Genomic DNA, 20,953 nt, shown 5'->3' on the forward strand with positions numbered 1-20,953 from the left:
CCGGATACGCGTTCCGGGCGAGGGCTCCTGCGAGGCACCGCAGGCAGCGGCGTACGGTGTGCCTTGCGGACGAGTCGCCGAAGGCCCCACCGGCAAAAAGTCCGGAGCGGGGTGGTGGCCTGGACGCGCCCCTATCGTCCCGTCGAACCGAGGGAGCCGATGTCCTCCTTGCTGTTGTCCCGTCGCGACCTCGACTTTCTGCTGCACGAGTGGCTCGACGTCACCCGCCTGACCGCCCGCAAGCGTTTCGCCGAGCACTCCCGGGAGACCTTCGATGCGGTGCTGGAGCTCGGTGAGCGGATCGCCACCGACCACTTCGCCCCGCACAACAAGCTCGCCGACGCCCACGAGCCGCACCTGGACGCCGACGGCAGGGTGGTGATGATCCCGGAGGTGAAGCGGGCGCTGCGGGTCTTCGCCGAGGCGGGCCTGCTGGCCGGGGAGCTGGACGAGTCGCTGGGCGGGATGCAGCTGCCCACCGTGGTGTCCAAGGCGGTGCTGGCCTGGTTCCAGGCGGCCAACGTCGGCACCGCCGCCTACCCCTTCCTCACCATCGCCAACGCCAACCTGCTGGTCGAGTACGGCACCCCCGAGCAGGTGGACACCTGGGTGCGGCCGATGGCGGCCGGGCGGTTCCTGGGCACCATGTGCCTGTCGGAGCCGCAGGCCGGCTCGTCCCTGGCCGACATCGCCACCCGCGCCGAGCCGCAGCCGGACGGCACCTACCGCCTCTACGGCACCAAGATGTGGATCTCGGCCGGCGAGCACGAGCTGAGCGAGAACATCGTCCACCTGGTGCTGGCCAAGATCCCCGGCGGGCCGCCCGGGGTGAAGGGCATCTCGCTGTTCATCGTCCCCAAGGTGCTGGTGAACGCCGACGGCTCGCTGGGGGAGCGCAACGACATCGCCCTGGTGGGCCTCAACCACAAGATGGGTTATCGCGGCACCGTCAACACGGTGCTGAACTTCGGGGAGGGCGCCCACACCCCCGGCGGCGCGCCCGGCGCTGTGGGGTACCTGGTCGGCGAGCCCCACAAGGGGCTGTCGTACATGTTCCACATGATGAACGAGGCGCGCATCGGGGTCGGCCTGGGCGCCGCCGCGCTGGGCTACACCGGCTACCTGCACTCCCTGGAGTACGCCAAGGTCCGCCTGCAGGGCCGTCCGCCCGCCGCCAAGGACCCCGCGCTCCCGCCGGTGCCGCTGATCGAGCACGCCGACGTGCGGCGGATGCTGCTGGCCCAGAAGGCCTACGTCGAGGGCGCCCTGGCCTTGGGCCTGTACTGCAGCCTGCTGGTGGACGACAGCAAGACCGCCGAGGACGCGGTGGCCCGCGACCGGGCCGCGCTGCTGCTGGACGTGCTCACCCCGATCGCCAAGAGCTGGCCGTCGCAGTGGTGCCTGGAGGCCAACTCCCTGGCCATTCAGGTGCACGGCGGGTACGGCTACACCCGCGAGTACAACGTGGAGCAGTTCTACCGGGACAACCGGCTCAACCCCATCCACGAGGGCACCCACGGCATCCAGGGGCTGGACCTGCTGGGCCGCAAGGTCGTCATGAAGAACGGCATGGGGCTGCGGGTGCTGGGCGAGACGATCTCGGCCACCGTCCAGTGCGCCATTGACCTGGGCGGCGAGACGGCCGAGATGGGCCGGGCGCTTCAGGACGCCTTCGAACGCCTGACCCTGGTCACGGCGCAGCTGTGGAGCGCGGGGGACCCGGCGGTCACGCTCGCCAACTCCTCGATCTACCTGGAGGCGGCCGGGCACATCGTGGTGGCCTGGATCTGGCTGGAGCAGGTGCTGGCCGCCCACGGCAAGGACGGCCCCTTCTATGCGGGCAAGCGGCAGGCGGCGCGGTACTTCTTCCGCTACGAGCTGCCCAAGACCGGCCCCCAGCTGGACCTGCTGGGCTCCCTGGACCGCACCACGCTGGAGATGGACCCCTCCTGGTTCTGAGCGGTCCGTCCGCCTGGAAGGCCCCTGCCGTCCGGACGGCGGGGGCACGGGCCGGTCACCGGCGACGAAAGAGCCTTGTCAGCACACAAGGGAGGGGAACCGATGAGCACGGCCGAGGAGCAGCCGGTCCTGCTGGAGATCGACCGGGGGATCGCCACGATCACGCTGAACGCCCCGGCCCGCCGCAACGCCCTGTCGGCGGCGGTGCGCACCGCGCTGGCCGAACGCCTGGCCGAGGCGGGCGCCGACGCCGGGGTGCGGGCGGTGGTGCTGACCGGCGCGGGCACGGTGTTCTGCGCCGGCGCCGACCTGAAGGAGATCGAATCCGGGGTGAGCGGCGGCCCGTCCATCCCCGAGCTGCTGACGGCCATCTTGGAGCTGCCCAAGCCGGTGGTGGCCAGCCTCAACGGCCCGGCCCGGGCCGGCGGGCTGGGCCTGGTGGCCGCCTGCGACCTGGCGGTGGCCCCCGACGATGTCACCTTCTCTTTCACCGAGGTCCGCATCGGTGTGGTGCCCGCCATGATCGCGGTGGTGTGCCGGGAGCGGATGGACCCCCGCGCCATGCAGCGCTACATGCTCACCGGGGAGACCTTCGACGCCGCCGAGGCCGCGCGCAGCGGCCTGATCACCGCCTGCTGCCCCCGGGAGGAGCTGGCGGAGACGGTCGAGGGGCTGCTGGCGGGTTTCCGGGCCGCCGAACCGGCCGCGCTGGCCCGCACCAAACGGCTGCTGGCCGAGCTGAACGGCATGCCGCGCGATGAGGCGTTCGTGCTGGCCGAGCAGGTCTCGGCGGAGTTCTTCGCCAGCCCCCAGGCGGCCGAGGGACGCCGCGCCTTCTTCGAAAAGCGCCCGCCGAGCTGGGCGCTGTAGCACTCCCGCAGGCCCCGGCGCGGCGGCTGCGCCGTGCCGGGACCTGCGGCCTGATGCAAGTGGCCTGACCAGCCGCCCGTCCTGCAACACCGGCGGCTTTCGCCGCAGCGGGAGGCCGCTGGACGGCTCAGCGAGGTTTTCTCAACGAGTCGGTGCCGCCGGGAACCGGCATCGGCTCGCAGGCCGGTGCATGAGCGCCGGTGAAGGCGGGACGGGCGGCATAGGGGCGGTCTGTGAAGGCCCGTGCCGCCGCTGCCGGGGGCGAGACATCCATTGGGAGCAGCGGCGCGGGCCTTCGCTCTGGTAGGGGGCGATACAGTGCGGTTCCCGCTTTATTTCGTTGAGAAAGTCTCAGAGCCTGGTCTGGCTACTGGTCGTACTTGCCGGACTTGATGTCCGTCAGCAGTTCAGCGAAAGCAGTAGGAGTGAATCGCAGCACCTCACCGTTCGGGTTCTTGGAGTCTCGTGCTGCCACCTCTCGCAGGGCACGAGCCAGTTCTACGCATGCTCCGCCGTTGCTGCTGCTACGGGAAGACTTGCGCCACTTCATTTCCATTGTTCTGCCACCTTCAGTATCAGCTTGACTGGTTCTCGGTGTGAGAGTGTTCCCGTTCTGAGAATGTCGAAGATGTGGTGTAGATGTATGACGTCTTCTCTGGTCGGTAGCCTCGCTACTGATTGAGATTTTCTCGACGATTGGTGTTGTCGGGAATCGGTATTGGATCGCTGGCCGGTGTATGAGCGTCGGTGAAGGCGGGGGTGGGTGGCATAGGGGCGGTCTGTGAAGGCCCGTGCCGCCGCTGCCGGGGGCGAGAGCGTCCATCGGGAGCAGCGGCGCGGGCCTCCGCTCTGGTGAGGGCGATACAGCGCAGTCCCCGCTTTATTTCGTTGAGAAACCTCAGAGTCCGGCCTAGCTACCGGTCGTACTTGCCGGACTTGATGTCCGTCAGCAGTGCGCTGAACGTGCCGGGCGTGAACTTCAGTGTTCCGCTATTGGGGTTCTTAGAATCCCGCACGAACATCGCACCCTTGGTGCGCGCCAGTTCTACGCAGTTACCACCGTTGGCTCCGCTGCGCGAGGACTTGTGCCACTTCAGTTCTCTGTCCACCGTTCTTCCGCCAATCTTTGGATTAGTTTGACAGACTCCGAGCCCGAGAGAGCTTCTGCTCTGAACTGTTCGAACATCCTGCGTAGGATGGCAACGTTTTCTGTTTCTGTGATCACGTCACCGTTTAGCTGGTTGTCTACATAGGCCGCCTCCCCTGCATCGAAACTTGCGATGACGAATGGTGCCAGGAATCCAGCGCATACTGAGGAGCTGAACGGGATGACCTGCACGACGATGTGATCACGCTCAGCCATCTTGGCTATGTGCATCAACTGGTCGTGCATGATCTTAGGCCCCCCTACGTTGTTCAGTAAAGCAGCCTCAGCGAGGAGGGCTACCAAAGTTGGAGGGTCGTCCTCTCTAGTGAGGATCTTCTGGCGCTCCAGCCGCGCCTTCAGCATCTCGTCGATCTCACCGAGATGCCTGGCCGCCTGGAAAACTGAGGTTGCGTACTCCTTTGTTTGGAGCAGTCCTGGGATGACGGTCGTTTCGAATGACAAGAGGGAGGTTGCCCGGCTCTCGACTGCTCGCCAGGCCGCCATCCACTCCATCGGGGTAGCGGCGTTGATCAGCTCCTTGCGGATCTGGAGCAGCACTCCTTTGGTGTCGAAGATCTTTTCCAGGGCTTCTAGATGATCAGGCTGAGGGATGCGGCGGCCGCGTTCCCAGGAGCGGACCAGGCTTTCGGAGACGAAGACCATTTTGGCCAACTGCTCCCGGTTCATCCCTTTTGCCTGGCGCAGCCGCATGATTTCCTGCGCCAGGAACATTCGCGGTGACAGTGTCGCCATGGGGGGTACAGCTCCGCACAGGTGGGGGGGTCGGCCTTGTCCGGCCGACGCGCCTATGTTTTCCGCCCTCAATCGTAAGCCGTATCGCCACTCTTGACGAGCAGGAATTCACAGCTCGTAACAAGAGGTCAAGAGAAATGATCATTCTCGGTGACGCGATGCGCCCCCGCCACGCCTACCGGCGTCCGCACCGCACCATTCCGGCCGCACATCCCACACAACCATTCCGCCCCAGTGGCCCAACCTCGCCCCACCGACCACGACCGCTGACGACGGCTCTCACCCCTTCAACCGAAAACCCGCCCCACTCAGGCCCTTCACCCGCCCTTCACCCGGCCTCCGCTCTCTTCTGCTCAACGTCTGCCCTGCTTTCCCCAGCTCCCGCCCTGCCCTGTTTGGGACCTGTCTGCCCCCGCCGCTTCTCCACCTGGCCGCACCGCCCATCCCGCCAGGAGAAACCGCCCCACCACATCTCAGCGGCACCCGCCATCACCCCGACCGAGACGACCACCCCAGGCGGCCGCTCATGACTCCGCCTCAGGAACCCCCACCGAGTCACGCCTCCGGCCGCGCCGCTCATCCCACCCAGCCCTCAGACCACCGCAACCCCGCTCCAGCCACCCGACCACAGACCGCACCCCACCATCCCGGTGACGCCCACCGGCATGCCCGGCCGTCCACGCCTCCGCCCCGGCGGCCGGAGCCGTCCAGCCTCGGTGATTGCACCGCCGAACGCGCCGTCTTCGTCCGCTACCTGCAGGCCGTCATCAACGTCTACGCCCCCTGGACCACCTCCCGGGTGATCAGCGACCGGGAACGCCGTTTCGCTCGTGATCGCGTCGCCAAGGCCCAAGACCTCCTGGACCGCTTTTCCGGACGCGCCCGGCACCCGCCCGCCGACGAGGAACCACCTAAGACCCATCGGCCTCCGCACTGATCACGAGCCCGTGGCGCTCGTGCCGCCGCGGCTTTCCGTGCTTCATCCACGCAATCCAGAAAGGAGTCCCATGCCGCTGCCCGTTGCCGCTTCCGTGCCGGTTGAGCCCGTCCCGTCCATGTACTGGCGGCGCGTCTTCCCCGGCCAGACCACCCAGGTCCGCGCCGCCAGAGCTTTCGCCGCCTGCCTGCTGGAGGGCTTCCCGGCCTTGGACGATGTGCTGCTGGTGCTGGATGAGCTGGCCGTCAACGCCCTGCGTCACACCCGCTCGGGCCGTGTCGGCGGCCGCTTCGTCGTGGAGGTCCGCCACAACCTCATCGGCGTGACCGTCTCCGTCACCGACCAGGGCGGCCCCACCGACCCGCGCATCCGCCCCGTCGCTGATGCCTGTGACCTGTCCGCCTTGGCCGAATCCGGCCGCGGCCTGCTCACCGTGGAGGCGCTGGCCACCGCCTGGTCCTGGACCGGCACGCCGTGTTCCCGAACCGTTCACGCCACCTTCGCCGCCCCGGCGGCCCACTGCTGAGACAGGCCACCGCGATGAGGAAACGGCACGGCCCCGGCCACCTGAGGAGGGGAGTGCGATGGCCGGGGCCGCCGACCGGCGGCAAGACCACGGCCCGGCCCGGTGGCGCATGCGGCAGGCGACCTGAGCCCGTAGCGGCGGCCGTGCCCTGGCCGCACCGCCCGGAGGTGTTCCACGGAGGGGAAAGACATCGAAGGCGAGCCCGGAGAGACGACCCGGGCACTGCATGAGTCCGGCCCCGGTGAGCGGCAGAGGTCGCGAACAGGGGCCGCATCGTCTCGGCCGCATGGCGACCCGGCAGTGGCCCACGCCGGGATACGGCCGGTCAGGCCGCCTGGATAGGTCCGGGTGAACGCGCCCGAGAAGACCTCAGTGAGCCTTGGCGGCCTTCTTGCCTTTGCCTTTCTTGTCGGATTTGCCGGACTTTTTCTTGCTCTTCTTGGGCTCCCCGGCCGAAAGGGAGGCGGCGTCCTTCTTCTTCTTCTTGGACTTCTTGCCCTTGGCCGGCTTGGGAAGAGGCTCGGGCTCCGGCAGGGGATCGGACTCGGAAAGCTCGATCGAGATGACGGCGGCGTGCCCGGCGACCCGGTCCTTGAAAGTCTGACCCGCCCGGAACCGGGGCGTCTCGGTGGGCGGGACCTCCACCGGCTCCCCGGTCCGGGGGTTGCGGGCGGTGCGCGCCGGACGGGAGAGCTTGTCGAAGGTGCCGAACCCGGTCACCAGCACCCGTTCCCCGGCCGTCACCCTGTCCATGATCGTCTCGAAGACGGCGTCCACATGGCGCCGGGCCACCGCGGGATCGCTGCCGGCGAGGGCCGCCACCGCCTCGATCAGCTCGGTTCTGTTCAACGGCAGCACCTTTCGACGTGGGGGCTTTCGATGGTCCCTTCCCCGCCGGGACGCCGTCGTGGCGCGGACGGCCGCGGGCACGAGCCCATCGAAACGGCCCGGCTGAAAAGGTCCAGTGCCGGTCAGGCTAGATCAGGCGGGCATTTCACGCCGACTTTCGTCGCCCCAGACGGCGATCTGTGACCGGAATGACGTTATTGAAGGGCTATAGGCGTTGAGAGGACGATAGCCGCCCGGCCCCGCCGCCCGGTTTTCGCCGGGCGGCGGAGCGGGACGTCACGGGACGGCGGTGATCCGGCCGGAACCGCCCTCGGGATAGTCCGCCGCGGTGATCCGGCCGCCGAGGTCATCGGTGAGGTAAGAGGCCAGCGCCTGCTGGTAGGTCAGCCCGACCGTGGTGAACGGCAGGCCGCGGAAGGGCCACTGGTCGCCGCCGCGGGCGCTGAAGTCGTTGGTGGCCACCGACAGGTCCGGCCCCGGCACCACCCGGCCGTTCTCGACGATCACGGTGCCGTCGTCCAGCACCACCGACCGGATCCGGCTGCCGGGGGTCAGCACGGTGCCGTCGTCATCGACCACCTGGGCGGTGCCGGAGGGGTCGTAGCTGAAACGGAAGCCCGCCACCTGCGCGAAGCGCCCGTCGGCGGCGGGGAGCCGGGAGACGGCGTTCTCCAGGATCTCCTTGAACTGGGCGCGCGGCACGTTCGGGACCACCGAGACGAAGTTGCCGAACGGGGCGATGGCGAAGGTGTCCAGCTCGGTGATGGGACCGGCGGGGATCAGGGTGTTGTTGCGGATGCCGCCGCCGTTCTGCAGGGCCACATCGGGCGGCTGAACCCCGTAGGCGGCGGCGTTCTTGCGCCCGGCGGCCAGCAGCGCGTCGGCCACCAGGTTGCCCAAATTGGTCTCCTGGGTGCGCACCCCGGGCTCGCGGCGGCCCTCCAGCGCCACCTCCGACTGGGCGACGACGTTGGCCGCCATGCCCTCCACGAAACGCGACACCGGCTCCACCACGGTCCGCTGGATCTTCGGGTCGGGGGCGACGGCATCCGGCGCCACCCCCGACACCCGCACCGGGCCGCTGGCCGGATCCACCGACAGCACCCGGCCGTGCGCATCGAAGTTGACCACCAGCCGGCCGACGTACTTGTAGTCGCCGGCGGTGGTCACCACCGGGACGTCCACCCCGGCCTTGTCCTTCAAGTGCAGCGGGTAGCGCAGCTTCTGGCCGGTCGCCGGGTCGGTGGAGACGGCGTCCCCGGGCACCAGCGGGGTGGTGTCGGAGGCCAGCAGCTCGTCCCCGCCGCCGGCGATCGCCACGTCCACGTTCCGCAGCAGCGGCACCAGCTCGCGGTCCTCGCCCAGCCCCTGCAGGTGGCTGATCAGGATGATCTTGTCGATGCCGCGCCGGGTCAGCCGGTCCACCTCGGCCTGGATCAGCTCGGCCACGTTCTGCAGCACCTTGACGCGGCGGGGGCTGGAGATGGAGGCCAGCGCGGGCGTGGTGGCGCCGACGACGCCGATCTTCTCGCCGCGCTCGGTGACCGTGGCCGACGCCACGATGGCGCCCTTGCGGGCCAGCTGGTTCAGCCGGGGCTCGTCGCCGACGTCGAGGTTGGCCGACAGGAACGGCGGCGGGTTCTTGCCGAAGCTTTCGATGAAGTCGGCCAGGACGTCGGGGCCGAAGTCGAACTCGTGGTTGCCGATCGCTATCGCGTCATAGCCGATGGCCTTGAGCGCCAGCGCGTCATAGAAGGGCACGCCCTTGCTCAGGCTGGCGGTGAACTCCGGGCCGGCCAGGAAGTTGTCCCCCGACGACAGCAGGACCACCCCGCGCCGGGCCGCCTGACCGGGGCCGGGTTTGCCGGAGGTGGCCTGTTTGCGCAGCTTGCCGACCAGCGTCGCAAAGCGCGCCACTCCGCCGAAGTCCTCCTGCCCGGGGACGCCGAGCAGCTTGGACTCCCCATCATTGTTGTGAAGAATTGTCAGCGTAAAGTCTGGTTTGTCGGGCTTGCCGTGGGGGACGGCCGCCGCGCCGGAGGCGAGCGGACCGGCCAGTGCCAAGGCGGCGACCATGCACGTCGCCGTCAGATGGCGTGGACGTAGATGCGACATCATCGAAACTCCCGAAGACGGGGGCTGCCGCGCGCATTTTAAAGACACGGTGACGTGCGGCGAATGATCAGAGGTTGCCAGGAAAATCCCGCATTGATCGTCAACTGCCGCATGGCAATCGGGTAAGGAACCTTTTCCAGCGCATGGCCTTGGGCGCCGAAGACGGAAGCCCTGACGGTATCCGAGGCCATCACGTTGCAGGTCACGGCACCGCCCCCGTCCCCACCTGTGGGAACGGCATGTTGAAAAGGCGCAGCGGAACGGCCCCGCACCGCCCGGCGCGGGGCCGTTTCACCGAAAGACGGCGATCGTCCTCGAAAACCGCGGCGTCACCGGCGCGTCGGTGAGCCGTCAGCGCCCGCCGACCGCGGCCGAGGCGTTGATGATGCCGTTGCCGTAGAAGCCGTTGCGCTTCTTGGAACCCTCACAGGTGTGGCTGGTGACCACCTCGGTGAAGGACCCGTCGGGCGACTGCACCTGCCGCCGGTAGGTGTAGGAGCCGCCCTTCGGGCAGGCCGTCGCGGTGGCGCTGGAGCGCAGGATCGACTCGGTGATGCGCGGGTCGAGGCCCAGGCCGCTGCGGTCGCGCTTGCCGTACCTGCTGACGATCAGCGCCGCCACCCCGGCCGCGTGCGGCGCGGCCATCGAGGTGCCCTGCAGCGACTGGTAGTAGGCGCACGTGCCGCCCTTGCAGCTGCGGATCACATACGGGACGTTGGGCGTGCCGTCGGCGTTCAGCTCGCCCCGCTGCCGGGCCAGCCGCTCCGGGTAGGCCGCCCAGATGCCGGCGTTGTGGTCGAGCTTGCCGTCGGCGGTGTCGTACTTGTCACCGCCGGGCGCCGCCACCGCGATGTAGCCGTTGCCGAAGCTGGAGTAGTACGCCTTGCGCTTGCTGGGGCCGGTCGCCGACACCGGGACGACCCCCTTGCCCTCGGACGGCATCGACACGCAGCTCGGCGGGATCTGCCGCTCGCGCGGGCTCTCCCCGGGCTCGGAGGCGTAGTTGGGGCTGGAGGTGTCGACGTAGGGCTTGGTGTAGTCGGCGGCCTGGTTGCCGGCGGCGGCGATCAGCGTCACGCCCCGGGCGCGGGCGTAGTCGAGCGCCCGCTGCGTCGCCTCGATGACGACCCGCTGCTCGGCCTGGTCGGCGGCCGAGTCGGCCGGGTTGTCGACGCAGTTGAACAGCCAGGGGTCCACGTAGAAGGACATGTTGACCACGTCGATGCCCACGTCGCCGGCGTAGGTCAGCGCGTCCACGGTCGCCTGCAGGAAGAAGTAGCCCGAGTCCTGCCCGGCGCGCAGGTTGACCAGGGACACCCGCGGGGCGACCCCGGCGATGCCCAGCCCGTTGCGCGGCGAGGCGATGGTGGAGGCCACGTGCGTGCCGTGGTCGTTGTCGTCCACGTCCGCCGGGTCCACGCAGCTGGGCACCTCGCACGGCCCGTCCACCTCGTTGCCGTTGGCGTCCACCGGGATGTCGGTGGTGAAGTTGCGGCTGAGGCGGCGGTTGAAGTTCGGGGCGATGTCGGGGTGCGAGCCGTCGATGCCGGTGTCGATGACGCCCACCAGCACCCGCCGGTCGCCCTCCTCCGCCTTGTGGGCGCCGGAGCCGGTGGCGCCGATCTGCTTCATGTCCCACTGCAGGTTCGCCAGCGGCTCCTCGCCGCGGGCGCCGCCCCGCGGGTCCTTGCGCCGCAGGATGTGACGGCCCTCCTTTTCGACGGAGAACCGCTCGTGGAGGCCGCGCACCGGCTTGGGGGCGTGCCCGATGACCCGGTTGACCGCGGCGCCCTCCAGCGCCGCCTGCCGCCGGGCCGCGGCGGCGAAGCCGGCGGCGGCCCGCACCGTCGCCACCCCCACCGCGGTGTTCTCCCGCAGGATCGTGCCGCCCGCCGCCTGCACGGCCGCGCGCGCCCGCTCGGCGGGAACCCCTTCCTTGTAGAGCACCACGTACTCGGTGGTCTGCTCGGTGACCTGCCGTGGTTTGGTCGGTCCCGCATGGGCGGGAAGCGCCAGCGACATCGCGGTGACGACGCCGGTCGCGGTGAGGACGACTCGCCGCACTGTCACACCTCCTAGCCGAGGGAGGAAATGCCTGCTTTGCACCTGACCGGGCGACGTTACTCATTCCCCCTTTTTGTTGACGACCCTCATGCAGATCACAAAATGGAACCTATTGTGTGAAGATGTCGGGTTATCGTGCCGTGTTGACCGCTTCCGTGGTGTTGAGTTACTGGGGGTATGAGATGTTCTTAGACTATTTTCCCTGGTAGATGGGCATTTGGTGGTGATGGGCGTGTGCGGCCGGCTCCTGCCCGGTGGGAGCTGAATTTCCGTTCATCGGCCAGTGGGCGGCTGCTCGCGCCTCTCTAGGGATCCGGTGGATTACCGGCGAAGTTGACCGACCCTTGAAGCTTCCGGGTGCGGAGTGCGGCACTGCGGCGCCCCTTGGGCGCCGGGCGGGCCGCCCCCGCAAACCACCCCGCATACCCGCCCGGCTCGCGGGTAGGGCACGCGGAGTCCGCGGCCCGTGCCCGTCCGATCATCCGCGGCGAGCGCAAGAGCGGGCCTTGGAAGTGGAGGGAAGCACCATGTCCGATGTCCCGCTTCCAGGCGGCTCCAGCCCGCCGGCGGGAACCGCCACGATCGCCAAGATCCTCGCCGTCCCCTTCGGCGCGGCCGCCCGGCTGCGGCACGCCCGCGCCGTCCACCCCCGGGGCCGCACCTACGCCGCGACGCTGCGGGTGACCGACACCGGCCTGGCGGACCTGCTGGGGGAGGAACGGCACGTCGTCGTCCGCCTCTCCAAGGCCACCGCGACCCCGGGCGGATTCCCCGACGTGCTGGGCGTCGCCTTCCGCGTGCCCGCCGACGCCGGGCCGGTGGACCTGCTGCTGGCCACCACCGGCTCCCGGCCCGGCCTGCGGCACCTGCTGCAGGTGCGCCGCTCCTTCGGCGACGCGGTCCACACCACGCTGCTGCCGTACTCGGTGCACGGGCGGATCCGGATGCTGGCGCTGCTGCCGGCCACCACCCGCCGCATCTCCTGCGACATGGCCACTTTGGACGCGGCGATCGCCACCGGGCCGCTGCCGTTCACCTTGGCGACGGCCTCGCTCACCGGCCCCTGGGAGCCCTGCGGGACGCTGGAGATCCACACCCCGCTGCCCGACGGCTCCCCCGACACCGACGCGTTCGATCCCGAGATCAACAACCTGCCCGCCCTGCACCCGGCCGGCCCGCTGCGGCGCTGGCGCCTGCTGGCCTACGCCGCCTCCCGCCACGGCCGCGGGCAGCCCTTCGCCGTCCCGCGCCCGGCTCCCCGCGTCCGGCCCATCAACCACCGGCGCCCCTACGCCTGGAAGTGACGGGCCGGGCCGCCGGCGTCAGGACGAGCCGGAGGCGCGCTCGCGCAGCTCCCGGCGCAGCAGCTTGCCGGTGACGGTCTTGGGCAGCTCCTTGAGGATCTCCACCTGACGCGGGTACTTGTAGGCGGCCATGCGCTCCTTGGCGAAGGCGATGAGCTCCTCGGCCGTGGCGCTGGTGCCGGGACGGAGACTGACGTAAGCCTTGACGGTCTCCCCCCGATAGGGATCGGGGACGCCCACCACGGCGGCCTCGCGGACGGCGGGATGCTCATACAGGACGTCCTCGACCTCCCGGGGCCAGATCTTGTAGCCGCCGGCGTTGATCTGGTCCTTCTTGCGGTCGACCAGGTAGAACCAGCCGCGGGAGTCCATGTAACCCACATCGCCGGTGCGCAGGGCGCCCCCGGGCAGGGCGTTCTCGGTCTCCTCCGGCTTGTTCCAGTAACCGGCCACCACCTGCGGGCCGGAGGTCACCAGTTCCCCGATCTCACCGGGCGGCAGATCCCGCCCGTCGTCATCGACCACCCGCACCACGGTGTTGTAGACCGGCACGCCCACCGACAGGGCGCCGGAGGCCGGATCCACCGGGGCGTCCGCCCCGAGCGGGACGGCATGAGAGGGGGAGGTGGTCTCGGTCAGCCCGTAGATGTTGTGGATGTAGTGGCCGAAGGCTGATTGGAACGCCTTGACGGTGCTGGGCGGGATGGGCGCGCCACCGGAATAGATCTTCGTCAGGCTGGCCAGCGCCTCCCGGTCGGCGTTCGGGGCGTTCATCAAGGCGATGAACACGGTGATCGAACCGACGGTGAAGGTGGCCCGCTCGGCCCGGACGGTCTCGATCGTCACCTGCGGGTCCAGCCGGTACATCAGCACCAGCGGCGCCCCGGTCAGCAGCCCTGCCGCGATGTGCCCGATCAGGCCGGTGATGTGGAACAGCGGAGCCACACCCAAGATCACATCGTCGGGCCCCAGGCCCACCCAGTCCCGGTAGGTGCGGGCGTTGAACACCACGTTGCGGTGGGTGTTCATCGCCCCCTTGGGCGGGCCGGTGGTGCCGGAGGTGTAGGTCAGGAACGCCACGTCCTCGGGCTTCAGCTCGACCGGGGCCGGGGTACGGCCGGAGAAACGCTCCAGCAGGCCGGCCATGTCGAGGGTGCCCTCGCAGGCGACCGGCTCCACCCCGCCCAGCACCCGGGGGTCGTTGCGGGTCTGGTACTCCAGCTCGGACGTGGTGATCACGGTGCGCACCGCGGTGTCACCGACGACCTTGCCCGCCACGTCCCGGTACAGGCCCTGCAGGCACACCAGCACCGTGGCGCCGCAGTCGTTCAGCAGCTCCCGCAGCTCCCGCTCCCGGTTCATCGGGTTGACCGACACCGCGATGCCGCCGGCCTTCCAGATCCCCAACTGGGCGATCACGAACTGCGGGACGTTCTGCAGGTACAGCGCCGCCCGGTCGCCGGGGGCGAACCCGTGCTCGGCCAGCGCCACGGCGAAGGCGTCGCTGAGCGCGTCCAGCTCGGCGAAGGTGATCCGGCCGTCGAAGTAGCGCAGCGCGTCCCCATCGGGATTGCGCGCGACGGTGGCCTTGAACATCGCCACCGTGTTGGCGTACTCGGGCTCGATGTCGGCGGGCTGTCCCGGCGGGTACAGCGCCAGCCAGGGCCGCTGGTCGTAAACGCTCATCGAATCGCCACCGGGTTGACCGGAGCGCCGGTGCCGCCCACGATCTTCAGCGGCGCCGCCACGTACAGGAAGCTCCACCGGCCGTCGGCGGCGCAGGCGTCGGCCAGGTCGTCCAGCCAGGCGATCTCGGTCAGCGCCACGCCCAGGTTGCGCATCAGCGCGCAGTGCAGCGGCAGCGCCACCCCGGTGTTGGGCTCGTAGGTGACCTCGTTGGCGATGGTGTCGGTGACCAGGTTGGGGATCTCCCGCTGCTGGAACCACTCCACCAGTTCCCGCGAGTAGGTCAGGCCCGGCTCGTTGAAGTCCTTGTAGAACTCCTCCCGGTCGGTGAGCTGGTACCAGTACTTCAGCCAGCCGGTGCGGATGCACAAGATGTCGTGCGGCTCGATGGTCACCCCCTGGGCCTGCGCGGCGGCCTCCAGGTCGGTGTGATCGAACGTCTCGCCCTTCTCCAGCCACGGCTTGCCCCGGTGGCGGGCCATGTCGATGAGCACCCCGCGGCCCACCACGCCCTTTTCGGCGATCGGCAGCACCGACGCCTTCTTCATCTGCCCGACCGTGGTGCGGGCGTCATAGCCGTTCCACAGCTTGCCGTCGTACCACAGGTGGCCGAGCGCGTCGTATTGCGTGGAGCCCTGCAGGAAGATCTGCGCGGTGTCGTCGGAGTAGTGCAGCCCGCCGGGGTATTGCGGCGCGTCGGGCTTGTCCCAGGAGGACTCGTCCAGCACGTTGCGGCGTTCCATGGGGGAGCGGCCGGGCCACAGCGGGTCGCCGGGAGGCTCGGTGCGCCCCATCTGGATCTGCAGGGTGAACACCTCGCCGCTGCGGACGTGCCGGATGCCCCGCAGCACCTCGCTCGCGTCCAGGTAATTCAGGCATCCCAACTCGTCGTCGGGACCCCACTTGCCCCAGTTGGACGGGGCGTCCTCACCGAGGAGCTCGCGCATGGCGGGGGCTTCGGACATCGTCGTCTCCTCCCGTTCGGCCGGGCGGAACGCCCGGCGGACGAGCCAACAAGCGCTACCCGGTCAACATATGAGCGGCTCCTGTAGATATGTCACTGAAAGAAGTAATTAATGCTTTACATTCGGTGAGGTTTGCGCACGCCGGGGCGCGCCCGGGGTCAGCGGACGTTCCCGTAGGCGTCGAGCAGGGCCTCCACGGTCACCTTGGCGCCGTCCATGTCCGCATAGCGGGCGGCGGCCGACTCGATCTCCGCCAGCTGGCCGGTCGCGGCCCGGGAGGGCACCCCGTAGACGGCGCGCACCCGCTCGCAGGCGATGCCCAGCGCCATCCGGCTGCGCTCCACGAACTCTTTGAGGGGGTAGGCGGTGCCGGGGGTGGAGAAGTCCTCGACGATGGTCGAGGGCGAGTAACAGCGCTGCACCACACCGTCCGGCCAGCAGACCTGGAAGTACATCTCCGGCATGCCCACCTCCCGACAGCAAGCCCCTCCCGCGCACGCGCCGGGCCTCTTGCCGCTGCGCACCTCACGCCCTGACCGCATACTTCAGCGGCCGTGCATTACCGGACGGCGGCATCGGCAATAAGCGCCCGTTTCCGAACGCTCACACCTCGCCGCCCGCGCCCTGCGCACGGGGCCGGACCGCAGGCCGCCGTTCGGGCCGCACGGGCGCGGGTAGGTTGCCGGTTGTCGCGATCATTTGTGATCTGGGGGCATTTCGCCGAGATCACCGGGGGTGAGGACGTGCGGGTGATCTCCGAATCGCAACTGGCGGCCGTGCTGGCCGGCTTGCCGGACGACCCCCGCGTGGTGGCCGGCGGCAACTTCGCCACCCCCGACCGGGCGCTGCGGATCCTCGACGAGACGGTGGCGCGGTACCGGCTGTTCATGCTGAACGCCCAAAAAGGCGTGCCGGACCGCGACGGCGTGGTGCTGGAGACGCCGTTCGTGGGGGCCGGGATGCGCGGCCGCGAAGGGCTGCGCTACTTCCCCTGCCGGCTGTCGCTGGTGCCGAACCTGCTGAAGGAGACGCTGCCGCCGGACGTGGTGCTGATCCAGACCACCGTCCCGGCGAGCGGGGCGGTCTCCCTCGGCATCGAGGTCAACATCCTGCCCGCCGCGATCGAGGCGGTGCGCGAACGCGGCGGGCTGGTCATCGCCCAGTTCAACCCCCGGATGCCGTTCACCTACGGGGACGCGGTGCTGCCCGCCGACGAGATCGACTACGCCATCGAGGCCGACCGGCCACTGGCCGCCCCCGAGCCCCGGCCCCGCACCGGGGTCGCCCGGCGGATCGGCCAGCGGGTCGCCTCGCTGATCCCGCCGGAGGCCACGCTGCAGCTGGGCATCGGCGCGATCCCGGACGCGGTGCTGGACTCCCTGCGCGGACGCACGGGCCTTGCGGTGTGGTCGGAGATGTTCAGCGACGGGGTGCTCGCCCTGGAACGCGCCGGCGCCCTGCGCCCCGACACCCCGATCACCGCGTCCTTCGCCTTCGGCTCCCCGGAGCTGTATGCGTGGATGCACCGCAACCGCCGGGTGCGGATGCTGCGCACCGAAAAGACCAACGACCCGGCCCTGATCGCCCGGCGGCCCCGCCTGGTGTCGGTGAACTCCGCGCTCCAGGTGGATCTGTACGCGCAGGCCAACGCCGCCCGGGTGCGCGGAATGATCTACTCCGGTTTCGGCGGGCAGACCGACTTCGTGGTGGGGGCGCTGCACTCGCCCGGCGGCCGGGCGATCATCGCGCTGCCGTCCTGGCACCCCAAGGCCGAGGTGTCCACCGTCATCCCGCGCCTGGCCGGGCCGGTCACCTCCTTCCAGCACAGCTTCATCGTCAGCGAGCAGGGCACCGCCGCGATCTGGGGGCACGACGCCAGTGAGCAGGCCCGGCAGATCATCGACCACGTGGCGCACCCGTCGGTGCGCGACGGGCTGCGCGAGGCCGGGCGCGAACTCGGCTTCCACCTGCCGTAGACCCTGGTCGGCACCGGTGCGGCGGGGAGTGGACCCGGGTGATGTCGCGCAGCGCGATGCCGCTTCCCGCACATGGGCGCCGGTGTCCCCGACTGTCAGGTTCTGCAAGGTGATGTCCCCGGGGGCGGGAAGCTTTCATTGTTCTTTCATATAGTCCCGGGATCAGGGATTTATCTGATTGTATGGCGTGCATGTTTCAATGAGGCTTCTATGGCGATGTCGGATCTTTGTGTATAACGCGGGATCTCTCGTTTTCGGATCCCGCCGAGGTGTGTCGAAAAAGTGTGATCCCCGGGTCGGGGAACCGAAAAAGATTTAAAGGCCGCGTCGATCGGCCGACGGCGGACGGCATGCCGGTATCGTGCCATCTGCTCGTGTTTTCATTCCGGGCTGGATCGGGGGATATTGCGTGGCGCAACGGGCATTCGGCGGCAGAGGGGACAACGGGGCGAAGGCGGCCGTCGTGGCGTTCGCCGTGCTGCTGAGCGGATGCGCGACGGCCGGTACGGAGATCGAGCCGCGGCTGCGGGCGGCCCGCACCGGCGGCCTGCCCTCCTCCAAACGCTTCGACCTGACCGCCCCCTCCCGCGCCCTGTTTTTGAACAAACGGCTGAAATCCGGGCGGGTCATGCAGGGCTTCGGGTTCGACCCGCGCAACAAGCGGCTCTTCGTGGCCCAGCTCGTCGATGAGCCCTCCGCCGACGCAAGCGGCGACCTGGTGATCAATCGGCTGGATTTCTCCGGACGACGCACCGGCCACATGTACCTGAGGGGGTTCGGGCACGGCATATCCATCGGGGTGGAGCCCTCCGGCAAGAACACCTACCTGTGGGTCGAGGTCGATCCCGTCGGGGCGAGCGCCCGCGGCACCCGTCTGGCCCGGTTCAAGTTCGTCCACGGAAAGACGCTGACCGGCGACTCTCCGGCCCTTGCCAAATACCGGCCCATCCCGGGCATCAGGAGCGTCACGGCCGCCATCGACCCGGTCAACCGCCGCCTGGCCATGCGCTACCGCAAGAACGGCAGACGGCGAGTCGCCGTCTACAAACTGGCCGACATCAAAGCGCGCCGCTACCACAAGCGGCTGGTCGACGTCGCCCTCCCGCCTCAAAAAGGCGAAGTCTTCCAGGGCTATGCGCTTTACGGCAGGTACCTGTACACCTACTACGGAACCGCCTACGGCCCCGGCAACCCCAAGCCGGGCAACGCCAGGCTCTCCACCATCGACCTCAACACCGGCAAACGGATCGCCGGCCCCACCCTCACCAAGGCGGGCGCCTCCCTGCCCTACCGCGAACCGGAAGGCATGGCCGTCTACCGCACCGCCTCCGGCCAGATGCGCCTGTTCTTCGGTTTCGCCTCCGGCGACCTGGGCGAACGCCGGGCCAACCTCTTCTACAAGAACGTCCTGATCAAATAGGCCGCCTTCCGGCTCACGGCAGGCGCGCGCCCCCGCGCTGCCGGTGCGAAGGCCGGTCGGGATCGCGCTGCCGGCCGGTGGGCTGCGGGCGCTGCCCGGCGGGCGGCTGCTCCAGCAGCCGCCCCAGTTCGGCGTGGATGCTTTGCAGTTCCAGGCGGTGCCCGCCCGTCAGCGGCGGCCCTTCGCCGGCGACCGCGCTCACCAGGGCCAGCCGGTCCCCGATGTCGCCGATGGCGGCGGTCAGCAGCTCCCGCCGGAACCGGCGGGCCAGTTTGCGGCCGAAGTCGCCGCGGGCCAGCCGCTGGGCCAGGCCGGTGCTCCAGGCCTGCGCGGTCTCCGCCGTCGCGCCGTGCGCGAGCAGCGCCGGTGCCAGCCCGCGCACCACCGCGACGGCCAGCGCCGGGGTGGGCTTCCAAGCGGCGTCGCCCAGGCGCCGCAGGCAGGTGTCGAGGGACAGGCCGCGCCGGTAACCCGTGCAGAGCCGGTACACGACCGCTTCGGCCCCCTGAAGGGGAGGCAGCTCCTCTGCGATGGCCGCGGTGCCCCTGGACAGGTCGGCCGTCCGCCCGGGGGAGGGCGCGGAGCCGGGGAGCGGATCATCGCCGAGGTGCGCGGTGGACCCCGACAGCAGGGCGTCGGTCCACCTCGCCAGGGACGGGTCGGCGGAGCTCAAGGAACCCAGCCGTTCGGCCCAGTAGGGGAAGTCGCCGGCGGGGATCCGCCCGGTGGCCAGCATCTCCCCGAAAGGCCGCAGCACCAGGTGCAGCCGCCCGGACTCGGCCGCCCCCTCCAGCAGCACCGCCAGGCAGTCGCGTCCGGAGGCGTTCAGCCGCCAAAGCAGCTCGGGCGCCGGAGGCTGAGGATCTTCTGCGGCCAGCACCCTCCACAGCGCCAAGAGCGTTTCTGAGTCCCCGTGGGGAGCCGACGACAGCCAGCGCAGCCCTTCTGCGCTCCGGCCCCCGGCGCCGAGCCGGGCGATGAACGCGCACAATAGCAGGGGGTTCTCCAGGACGGCTCGCAGCGTGCGGGGATGCCCTCTGGTGTCACCGGAGACGAGCACGCTGTCGTGGACCAGCCGAGCGGCGTGCCGCGCCCCCGGCACCGCGGCCCTCTCCGGCCCGTCCGGCGGGGTGACCAGGGAGGCCAGGAAGTCGTCTCCGGTGCCGTACTGGTAGGCCAGCGGCAGGGCCTCGGTGATCCCGGTGCGCTCGCCCGACCACAGCAGCCGCCGGCATCTGCCGAGCAGCGCGGTCAGCAGCGTGGTGACGTCCTCATCGGCCAGTTCCCGCCACCACCGCTCGATGGTGGGCCAGTCCTGCGGCTCGGCCTTTTCGATCAGCCGGGCCAGGGCCCGGCACGCGGCCGCCCGGTGCTGGGCGTCCAGCAGGATCGGCTCGCAGTCGAACGAGGCGCGCAGCTCCTCCAGGTCCGCTTCCGCGCCCGGCACCTGGAAGGAGTGCGCCATCTCCTCCAGCGTCCGGACGGCGGGGCCGGGGTCGTCACAGGAGCGGGGGGCGGTGTCGGCGGCCAGCCTGCCGATCACCGCCGCGGCGCCGAGCCTCTCGACCGCCCTGCGCAGCGGGAGGAGATGCTCCTGCACGATGAGGGGATCGGGGGTGAGCCGCCCCGACCACGGCAGTTCCATGACGCCGTGGCCGGCGGCATGGCGGGCGAAGAACAACCGCAGCCGGTGCGGGGTGGCGCTGTTGGCCCAAGTGGTGGCGGTGAGCTTGGCGCGGTAGCCGTAGGGGAGCCAGGCCGTCACCTCGTCCAGGAAGCGCAGCCGTTCCTCCAGGGAGGCCTCCTCCGCCTGGGTGATGCACAGGCGCCGTCCCCGCACCAGCAAGGCGGCGGCCAGGGCGGGGTCCGGTTCGGCTTCCCAGGGCGTCCCGGGAACGGCGGCGGGGTCGAACGCGGGCGGATCGATGGTGATCAGCGGGCCGGTGCCGGCCTCGGGCAGTTCGACCCCGGACAGGTGCTCATAGAGGGTCGAGTAGGAGGAGCGGGCCTCGCCCAGGGCTTGGAAGGGAAAGAAGAAGAACCGCGTGGTGGACGCTTCCCACAGATGGCCGGGCTCCTGAGTCTGCAGGGCCAAACCCAGGTGAGGGACTTTGGAGACCTCCACCGTCCCGATGGTCAGCCGGGGCAGCGCCGCCTCCCCGTCCGGGGTGCCGGGGGAGAAGCGGGTGATGATCGTCTCGAAGTGGGAGGCACGCAGCCGTCCCTCGCTATGGGCGAGCACCGTGTACGCGCCGCCGGTCTCCGGGGAGATCCCCCACACCGCCCACTCGGCTTTGATCACTGCCATCGCTCCGCGTCCTCATCCGGCTCGAATCCGGAGCCGGCCCGCCGCAGGCCCCGGGACGGAAAGAAAGGCGGAAT

Annotated in this window: 16 protein-coding genes; 6 read left to right on the forward strand and 10 right to left on the reverse strand. The window is 69.8% G+C overall.

Annotated features, from left to right (window positions below):
- Positions 1 to 159 precede the first annotated feature (159 nt).
- Positions 160 to 1,959, forward strand: coding sequence for an acyl-CoA dehydrogenase (locus TCUR_RS06045; protein WP_012851594.1), 1,800 nt, complete (start codon positions 160 to 162; stop codon positions 1,957 to 1,959).
- 102 nt (positions 1,960 to 2,061) lie between these two features.
- On the forward strand, positions 2,062 to 2,829 hold the full coding sequence (locus tag TCUR_RS06050) for an enoyl-CoA hydratase-related protein (protein ID WP_012851595.1): 768 nt from the start codon (positions 2,062 to 2,064) through the stop codon (positions 2,827 to 2,829).
- Positions 2,830 to 3,196: 367 nt separating this feature from the next.
- On the opposite strand, the gene TCUR_RS28480 is transcribed toward TCUR_RS06050, so the two are convergent.
- The 3 genes from TCUR_RS28480 to TCUR_RS06055 all read right to left on the reverse strand — a co-directional run bounded on the left by TCUR_RS28480 (position 3,197) and on the right by TCUR_RS06055 (position 4,708).
- Positions 3,197 to 3,652 carry a DUF397 domain-containing protein gene (locus TCUR_RS28480; RefSeq protein ID WP_342610198.1) on the reverse strand — a complete coding sequence of 152 codons (456 nt, stop codon included), beginning with the start codon at positions 3,650 to 3,652 and terminating at the stop codon, positions 3,197 to 3,199.
- 91 nt (positions 3,653 to 3,743) lie between these two features.
- Positions 3,744 to 3,938: a DUF397 domain-containing protein gene (locus TCUR_RS25450; RefSeq protein ID WP_012851597.1), complete on the reverse strand. Its 195-nt coding sequence runs from the start codon at positions 3,936 to 3,938 to the stop codon at positions 3,744 to 3,746.
- On the reverse strand, positions 3,923 to 4,708 hold the full coding sequence (locus tag TCUR_RS06055; RefSeq protein ID WP_041439347.1) for a helix-turn-helix domain-containing protein: 786 nt from the start codon (positions 4,706 to 4,708) through the stop codon (positions 3,923 to 3,925). Before TCUR_RS06055 ends, TCUR_RS25450 begins: the two co-directional genes overlap by 16 nt.
- 1,028 nt (positions 4,709 to 5,736) lie before the next feature.
- On the opposite strand from TCUR_RS06055, the gene TCUR_RS06060 reads away from it, so the two are divergent.
- Positions 5,737 to 6,192: an ATP-binding protein gene (locus TCUR_RS06060; protein ID WP_012851600.1), complete on the forward strand. Its 456-nt coding sequence runs from the start codon at positions 5,737 to 5,739 to the stop codon at positions 6,190 to 6,192.
- Positions 6,193 to 6,561: 369 nt separating this feature from the next.
- Here TCUR_RS06060 and TCUR_RS06065 read toward each other — a convergent pair whose 3' ends face one another.
- The 3 genes from TCUR_RS06065 to TCUR_RS06075 all read right to left on the reverse strand — a co-directional run bounded on the left by TCUR_RS06065 (position 6,562) and on the right by TCUR_RS06075 (position 11,226).
- Complete coding sequence (locus TCUR_RS06065; protein WP_012851601.1) at positions 6,562 to 7,041, reverse strand: HU family DNA-binding protein; 480 nt, start codon at positions 7,039 to 7,041, stop codon at positions 6,562 to 6,564.
- Between the two features lie 276 nt (positions 7,042 to 7,317).
- Positions 7,318 to 9,105, reverse strand: a complete 1,788-nt coding sequence (locus tag TCUR_RS06070; RefSeq protein ID WP_245536994.1) for a bifunctional metallophosphatase/5'-nucleotidase — start codon at positions 9,103 to 9,105, stop codon at positions 7,318 to 7,320.
- A gap of 402 nt (positions 9,106 to 9,507) precedes the next feature.
- Positions 9,508 to 11,226 carry a S8 family peptidase gene (locus TCUR_RS06075; protein WP_245536995.1) on the reverse strand — a complete coding sequence of 573 codons (1,719 nt, stop codon included), beginning with the start codon at positions 11,224 to 11,226 and terminating at the stop codon, positions 9,508 to 9,510.
- 521 nt (positions 11,227 to 11,747) lie between these two features.
- On the opposite strand from TCUR_RS06075, the gene TCUR_RS06080 reads away from it, so the two are divergent.
- Positions 11,748 to 12,524, forward strand: a complete 777-nt coding sequence (locus TCUR_RS06080) for a hypothetical protein (protein ID WP_012851604.1) — start codon at positions 11,748 to 11,750, stop codon at positions 12,522 to 12,524.
- A gap of 18 nt (positions 12,525 to 12,542) precedes the next feature.
- Here the strand turns inward: TCUR_RS06080 and TCUR_RS06085 are convergent, their stop codons facing one another.
- The 3 genes from TCUR_RS06085 to TCUR_RS06095 all read right to left on the reverse strand — a co-directional run bounded on the left by TCUR_RS06085 (position 12,543) and on the right by TCUR_RS06095 (position 15,639).
- Positions 12,543 to 14,210, reverse strand: coding sequence for a class I adenylate-forming enzyme family protein (locus TCUR_RS06085; RefSeq protein ID WP_012851605.1), 1,668 nt, complete (start codon positions 14,208 to 14,210; stop codon positions 12,543 to 12,545).
- Positions 14,207 to 15,175 (reverse strand): cyclase family protein, encoded by a 969-nt coding sequence (locus TCUR_RS06090; protein WP_012851606.1) that lies wholly within the window; start codon positions 15,173 to 15,175, stop codon positions 14,207 to 14,209. Before TCUR_RS06090 ends, TCUR_RS06085 begins: the two co-directional genes overlap by 4 nt.
- A 158-nt stretch (positions 15,176 to 15,333) precedes the next feature.
- Positions 15,334 to 15,639, reverse strand: coding sequence for an MSMEG_0570 family nitrogen starvation response protein (locus TCUR_RS06095; protein ID WP_012851607.1), 306 nt, complete (start codon positions 15,637 to 15,639; stop codon positions 15,334 to 15,336).
- A gap of 222 nt (positions 15,640 to 15,861) precedes the next feature.
- Here TCUR_RS06095 and TCUR_RS06100 point away from each other — a divergent pair, with 222 nt between their 5' ends.
- Together TCUR_RS06100 and TCUR_RS06105 are read left to right on the forward strand one after the other, a co-directional pair.
- Positions 15,862 to 17,151, forward strand: coding sequence for an acetyl-CoA hydrolase/transferase family protein (locus TCUR_RS06100; RefSeq protein ID WP_012851608.1), 1,290 nt, complete (start codon positions 15,862 to 15,864; stop codon positions 17,149 to 17,151).
- A 409-nt stretch (positions 17,152 to 17,560) separates the two neighbouring features.
- Entirely contained in the window at positions 17,561 to 18,571 is a 1,011-nt protein-coding gene (locus TCUR_RS06105; protein ID WP_148232942.1) for a phage baseplate protein, read from the forward strand.
- A 13-nt stretch (positions 18,572 to 18,584) separates the two neighbouring features.
- On the opposite strand, the gene TCUR_RS06110 is transcribed toward TCUR_RS06105, so the two are convergent.
- Entirely contained in the window at positions 18,585 to 20,879 is a 2,295-nt protein-coding gene (locus tag TCUR_RS06110) for a hypothetical protein (RefSeq protein ID WP_012851610.1), read from the reverse strand.
- Between the last annotated feature and the right edge of the window lie 74 nt (positions 20,880 to 20,953).

Source organism: Thermomonospora curvata DSM 43183 (genome assembly GCF_000024385.1).
GTDB lineage: Bacteria > Actinomycetota > Actinomycetes > Streptosporangiales > Streptosporangiaceae > Thermomonospora > Thermomonospora curvata.

Coding starts and splice junctions, on each gene's coding strand:
- TCUR_RS06045 (WP_012851594.1), top strand. CDS start 160: ATGTCCTCCTTGCTGTTGTCCCGTCGCGACCTCGACTTTCTGCTGCAC.
- TCUR_RS06050 (WP_012851595.1), top strand. CDS start 2,062: ATGAGCACGGCCGAGGAGCAGCCGGTCCTGCTGGAGATCGACCGGGGG.
- TCUR_RS28480 (WP_342610198.1), bottom strand. CDS start 3,652: ATGGACGCTCTCGCCCCCGGCAGCGGCGGCACGGGCCTTCACAGACCG.
- TCUR_RS06055 (WP_041439347.1), bottom strand. CDS start 4,708: ATGTTCCTGGCGCAGGAAATCATGCGGCTGCGCCAGGCAAAAGGGATG.
- TCUR_RS06060 (WP_012851600.1), top strand. CDS start 5,737: ATGCCGCTGCCCGTTGCCGCTTCCGTGCCGGTTGAGCCCGTCCCGTCC.
- TCUR_RS06080 (WP_012851604.1), top strand. CDS start 11,748: ATGTCCGATGTCCCGCTTCCAGGCGGCTCCAGCCCGCCGGCGGGAACC.
- TCUR_RS06085 (WP_012851605.1), bottom strand. CDS start 14,210: ATGAGCGTTTACGACCAGCGGCCCTGGCTGGCGCTGTACCCGCCGGGA.
- TCUR_RS06090 (WP_012851606.1), bottom strand. CDS start 15,175: ATGTCCGAAGCCCCCGCCATGCGCGAGCTCCTCGGTGAGGACGCCCCG.
- TCUR_RS06095 (WP_012851607.1), bottom strand. CDS start 15,639: ATGCCGGAGATGTACTTCCAGGTCTGCTGGCCGGACGGTGTGGTGCAG.
- TCUR_RS06110 (WP_012851610.1), bottom strand. CDS start 20,879: ATGGCAGTGATCAAAGCCGAGTGGGCGGTGTGGGGGATCTCCCCGGAG.